The sequence below is a fragment of the Microcoleus sp. T3_B1 genome (genome assembly GCF_036700445.1).
Taxonomy (GTDB): domain Bacteria; phylum Cyanobacteriota; class Cyanobacteriia; order Cyanobacteriales; family Microcoleaceae; genus Microcoleus.
Genome location: NZ_JAUBOX010000164.1, coordinates 1 through 5,198, shown reverse-complemented (window position 1 = coordinate 5,198; position 5,198 = coordinate 1). Strand labels below are relative to the sequence as shown.

The 5,198-nt window shown below is 45.8% G+C and carries 4 protein-coding genes; all 4 read left to right on the top strand.

The window, feature by feature from the left end:
- The coding region (locus tag QT990_RS35245) for a hypothetical protein (protein WP_333466382.1) at nt 1–333 on the top strand (333 nt) is incomplete at its 5' end.
- A 608-nt stretch (nt 334–941) separates the two neighbouring features.
- Nucleotides 942–2,126, top strand: coding sequence for a 2-isopropylmalate synthase (locus QT990_RS35240; protein WP_333466381.1), 1,185 nt, complete (start codon nt 942–944; stop codon nt 2,124–2,126).
- Nucleotides 2,119–3,156 carry a 3-isopropylmalate dehydrogenase gene (gene leuB, locus QT990_RS35235; protein ID WP_333466380.1) on the top strand — a complete coding sequence of 346 codons (1,038 nt, stop codon included), beginning with the start codon at nt 2,119–2,121 and terminating at the stop codon, nt 3,154–3,156. The genes QT990_RS35240 and leuB overlap by 8 nt, the downstream gene beginning before the upstream one ends.
- Nucleotides 3,157–3,185: 29 nt before the next feature.
- The gene (locus QT990_RS35230) at nt 3,186–4,910 is read left to right on the top strand and encodes an aconitase/3-isopropylmalate dehydratase large subunit family protein (RefSeq protein WP_333466379.1); all 1,725 of its coding nucleotides are present in this window, start codon (nt 3,186–3,188) and stop codon (nt 4,908–4,910) included.
- Nucleotides 4,911–5,198: the final 288 nt, after the last annotated feature.

Below are 5,198 nucleotides of genomic sequence, written 5' to 3'. Positions count from 1 at the left end.
CGCTTTGAGAAACACAAAGATATTCTGTTTACCGAAGGTGGAGCCCTTCACGCACCTGACCCGATAGAAACGGTCATCTACCTACCAGAATTAATGAAGAAAAACATGGACGAAGATACATGGTCAGACGAGTTTAAGCCTACCAATCCCCTAAACATTATGGGGTGCGTTATGTCCAGTCTCCTCTCTTCTCGTTTTGACAATATCCAGCCCACTGTAGGATTGCCAAATCTGGAAACTTGCGTGCAGCACTATCAAGGTTTAGAACGGTTGGGTTTTCAGGCCGCCGACTTACATTGTGAAGGCTATGTGTTGGAAGTTGAGCCAAAATAACCGCCAAATAGCAGAAATTAGCCATCATGCGTAGTCTTAAGAATCTCCGTCCCTTTAAAGGTGGAATGGGTGTTTTTCTTCTGGTCTGGTTCGGACAACTAATATCTTTAATTGGGTCGGGTTTGACTAACTTCGCGTTGGGAGTCTGGGTGTACCAGCACACGGCACATCTACCTTGCAGTTGGCCTCAGTTCCATATTCAAAGCCTTTCAGTTACCCGCCTACACTGCTTCGACCTCTTTATTAGTACCGAAAGAACAATTACCTCGCGCTAGCGGTATGGTTCAGTAATCAATATGATTTGTTGGTCGTGTATTCCCGCTGCCTATGTTGTGGCTAGCCCTCTACTAGCTGAACGAATCTTTGAATCTCTAATGGCGAGGAATAGTTTATTAGCTGGAAGTATCGGTCAAATCATTGGCGTGGGCCGGGTCGAGGTATTGGCTTGCTATTTATTAGGATGGAAATTCTAGCTATAGGGGTGACAGTTGCAGTTTACCGATATCCGCGCGTGCAGTTTGTGGAATATGAACGACCCGATGCAATTTAGCGCGGCTTGAAAATTTTAATTGATAACAGTAGAAACCCTATTTTTTGGGAGATATCCTATGCCAACACTTCCCTTAATCATGTCTGACGAAACCCTCCGAGATGGTGAACAACAAGCTGGGCTTTTCTTTCCTTATGAAACAAAAAAAACTTTAGCCAAACTCATCAGCCAAGCTGGAATCCACCAAATAGCAATAATGCCAGCCGTTCACGAAACCGAAGAACATTTACTAAAAACCTTGGTAGCAGAAGGCTTAGGCAGCACCATGACGGCTTCCACAATGCTTGGTAAACAATTTATCGATCGAGCTAAAGCTTGCGGAATAGAACGAATTATCCTCTTCTATGCCGTTTCAGATCGCCTTTTACTTTTAAGAGATGCAGAAGTCCGCAATTTAACAGCGCACCCAGAGAAAATAAAGGATGACAATCTCCCTAATGCACTTGTCTGCCGCGTCCGCCAGAACATGATTAATAAAGTTTTGGAAAATCTGCGCTATGCTACGAGTGCAGAAGTCGGTTTAAAAGTAGAGTTTGCTGCCGAAGATGCCAGCCGGGCTGATTTTAACTTTTTAGTTCAGTGCATTCGCGAATTTCAACCCTACATCGAACACTTTGTCCTCTGCGACACAATGGGCATCCTTACTCCAGAGAAAACTTATGTATGGGTTCGCGACATTCTAGAATTGGTCAACAATGCAGCTTTAGGAGTGCATTTTCACAATGACTTAGGCATGGCTCTCGAAAATACCCTCCAAGCTGTCATCGCGGGAGCTTCTATGATTTCAGGCACATTCCGAGGCATTGGCGAACGGGCGGGTAATATCCCACTAGAGCAAGTCTTAAATGGACTTAGATTGCGCTTTGGGATAGAAGTAGAGGGCATTAATTATGAAGCCCTCTCCCAAGTCACAGACTACCTCGATTCACTAGGAGTTCGTCCTGCTTCCCCTTACTCCCAAGCTGCCCTTCGTCACGAAAGCGGCATTCACGTTAACGGCTTCTTACGCGACCCAGATAGCTACCATATTTTTCCTCACGCCGCGCCAGAAATTTGGTTTGGCAAATGCAGCGGTTCTAGCAATTTTCAGTACCTGTTTGAGAAGCAACTCAACAAACCGCTTACTCCTGAAGATTACAACCGAATGCGAGACAAAATCAAATCCCTTTCCATTCAAGAGCAGCGGTGCTTTTCCCCAGAAGAAGTTGTCGAGTTATTTGAGCGAGGATTTTTCAATGACTGAGCCGTATCGCGTGGTAGCTCTCCCTGGCGAAGGCATCGGGCCAGAAGTGGTAGACGCTTCCTTAAAAGTTTTCCTGCATTTAGCAAAACTAGAAGGGTTTTCTCTAGTTATAGACTATGGCTTAATTGGACAACCTGCCTTCAATGAATTTGGAAAATTCTTCCCCGACCAAACCGCCCAACTATGCGAAGGTGCTGATGGAATTTTATTCGGAGCCGTCACGAGAGGCGGGATTCTCGAACTTCGTCAACACTTCGACTTTTTTATCAATTTTCGTCCCGTGCGTCCCTTTGAAACTTTATTGGATAAATCCAGCCTTCAGCCGCACAAGATTCAAGGAGCCGATATATTATTTGTTCGAGAGTTAGTAAGCGGAATTTATTTTGGACCATCAGGACGAACAGAAGACGACAATGGCTATTATGGCTTTCATACAATGAAATACTACGACTGGCAAATCTGCCGCATCGCTAAAGTAGCTCTAGGCAAAGCAAAAGAGCGCCGAGGTTTGCTTACCGTCGCCCATAAAGAAAATGCTCTGCCACAAATCCCTTGGAGCCGTTTAGTGCAGGAGGAAGCCGAACATTTCCCTGATGTTAGAGTAGAACCCATGCTAGTGGATAACTTAGCCATGCAACTCGTGCGGGAGCCTAAGCGATTTGATGTGATTCTAGCAGGAAATTTATTTGGGGATATCCTCAGCGATATCGGAGGAGCGTTAGTAGGTTCCATCGGGTTATTACCCTCTGCCAGTCTGAACGAACGCGGGTTCGGTCTTTATGAAGCCATACACGGCACAGCACCAGATATTGCCGGGAAGGGTATTGCCAATCCTCTAGGAACGATGGGGGCAGTTGTTTTAATGCTTCAGCAGTGGGGGGAAACCCATGCTGCTATCAACCTAATTCAAGCCATCGAAAAAGTTTTAGCCTTGGGCTACCGCACGGCAGACTTAGCCCCCCAAGGTCAAGAAATCTTAGTCAACGCGGAAACTTTAACCGAGTTGATAGTCCAACAACTCGGTAGTTAACTTTGATAAACAAGCAGTAGGGAGAACTTATGACAATCGAACCGAAAGTGTTGATTTTTGGAGATGATATCAATACAGACGATATTATTCCGGCAAAACGGTGTACTACTGCCGACCCAGAGTATTTAAAGCAGTATGCTTTTGAACATCTGATTGGTGAAGGAAACCTTGTAGGCTATGAAGAAATCGAAGCCGGACGCAATTTCGGCTGCGGTTCTAGCCGAGAAAATGCGCCTATTGCCATAAAAGCTGCTGGCATAAAAAAAATACGCGCTCTGTCTTTTGCCGAAATATTTTACCGAAATAGCATCAATATTGGTCTGACCTTAGAAATTTACTCCCAGCCTAATAATAATCCAGTCGTCGAAGCTATTGTGAGGGCAGGCGGCTTAATTCCCTTTAACCAAAAGCGGCAGAAAGGTGAAATTTCTGTTCCCCAGAGTTCAACTTATGCTAGGGCGATGACTCTGACAGAAAAACTTTTGGCACGGGCGTCTGGCAATGCTTACGTTCAGCCGGGAGAGATGGTTTTTGCTAAAGTCGATTTAGCCATGTCTCACGATGCCGTAGCCGCACCTGTTGCTGATGTCTTTTACCAGAATTTTGGAGAAGAAGCAAAACTTTGGGATGCCAGTCGCGTTGTTTTAGTAGCGGATCACTTTATTCAAGTCAACGACGTGCGAGTAGACCCTAAAGCCACTTCATTATACTCAGAAATGGTGCAGTTTGCCCGCTTGCAAGGCTGCCATTTGTTCGATATGGTTTCCCCAGGAGAAGCTGCTGGCATTTGTCACGTTCTGCTGCCAGAAAAGGGCTTCATTCATCCAGGTACAATTGTAGCGGGGACAGACTCTCACACTTGCACTTACGGAGCCTTTGGATGTTTTTCCACTGGAGTGGGAACAACGGATATGGCGAATATTTTTGCGATGGGGGATATGTGGGTGCGGGTTCCCCCTACCCTACTTTTTAGACTAGAAGGAACTTTGCCCAAATATATTGCTGCCAAAGACATCATCCTATTTATTCTCAGCAAAATTGGCTGTGACGGCGCTGCGGGGAAAGTCATGGAATTCCGAGGGAGTATTATCGATCAGATGCCAATGGAAGAACGCATGACACTCTCGAACATGGCGATTGAGTGCGGTGCAATGTGCGGGGTAATTGCTCCTGATGAAACAACTCGCCAATATCTCCAAAACTGCGGTCAAGATTTATTTGAGGACGTTGGTAGCGACTTCGAGGCATCTTATGAACAAATCTATCAGTTTGATTTGAGCGATTTAGAACCGCAGGTCGCTCGTCCCCCCAAACCAGACCAAGTAATTGGTATTAGCAAGTTAGGAGAAATTCCTATTACCAAAGCTTTTATTGGTTCTTGCACCGGGGGAAAACTTTTCGATCTCGCTCAAGCTGCCGAGGTGCTTGAAGGTCGCCGTATAGCTCCGGGTGTCAGCCTTTTTATCGTGCCCGCTTCTTTTGAGGTGCGCCAAAAGGCTGAGAATTTAGGGTATATGCAAATATTTGAAGCGGCGGGAGCCACCATTCTCAAATCAGGCTGTGGCGCTTGTATTAATGCCGGACTTGGGATACTTACTCAAGAAGAGACAGGGGTTTATGCGACCAACCGCAATTTCAAAGGGCGAAGCGGCGATCCAACGGCGAAAAACTATTTAGCTTCTCCCCGCGTAGTAGCTATTTCGGCAGTTGAGGGAAAAATTAGCGATCGCTTAAGCAATATAAGCGTTGGATAGCGCTCTTAGCGCTTGGGAAAATCAGTCTCGTCTGGTTCGGACAACTGGTATCCCTAATCGGGTCGGGTCTGACGAGCTTTGCATTTGGAGTCTGGGTGTACCAGCGTACAAGTTCAGTTAGCCAATTCTCTCTAGAACTTCCATTTTCTAGAACGAGAACCAGACCGCTGACGGGGCGACAGGTCGCCTGAAAGTCATACAGTCCGGCAATTCTAGACAAATAGCATGAAAAAAGATAGGGTAAGAAAGCTTCTTACCCAAAAAACAATTAAATGATACCAGAATTAT

Excerpts from the sequence above, each read along its gene's own strand:
- QT990_RS35240 (WP_333466381.1), top strand. The coding sequence starts at position 942 with ATGCCAACACTTCCCTTAATCATGTCTGACGAAACCCTCCGAGATGGT.
- leuB (WP_333466380.1), top strand. The coding sequence starts at position 2,119 with ATGACTGAGCCGTATCGCGTGGTAGCTCTCCCTGGCGAAGGCATCGGG.
- QT990_RS35230 (WP_333466379.1), top strand. The coding sequence starts at position 3,186 with ATGACAATCGAACCGAAAGTGTTGATTTTTGGAGATGATATCAATACA.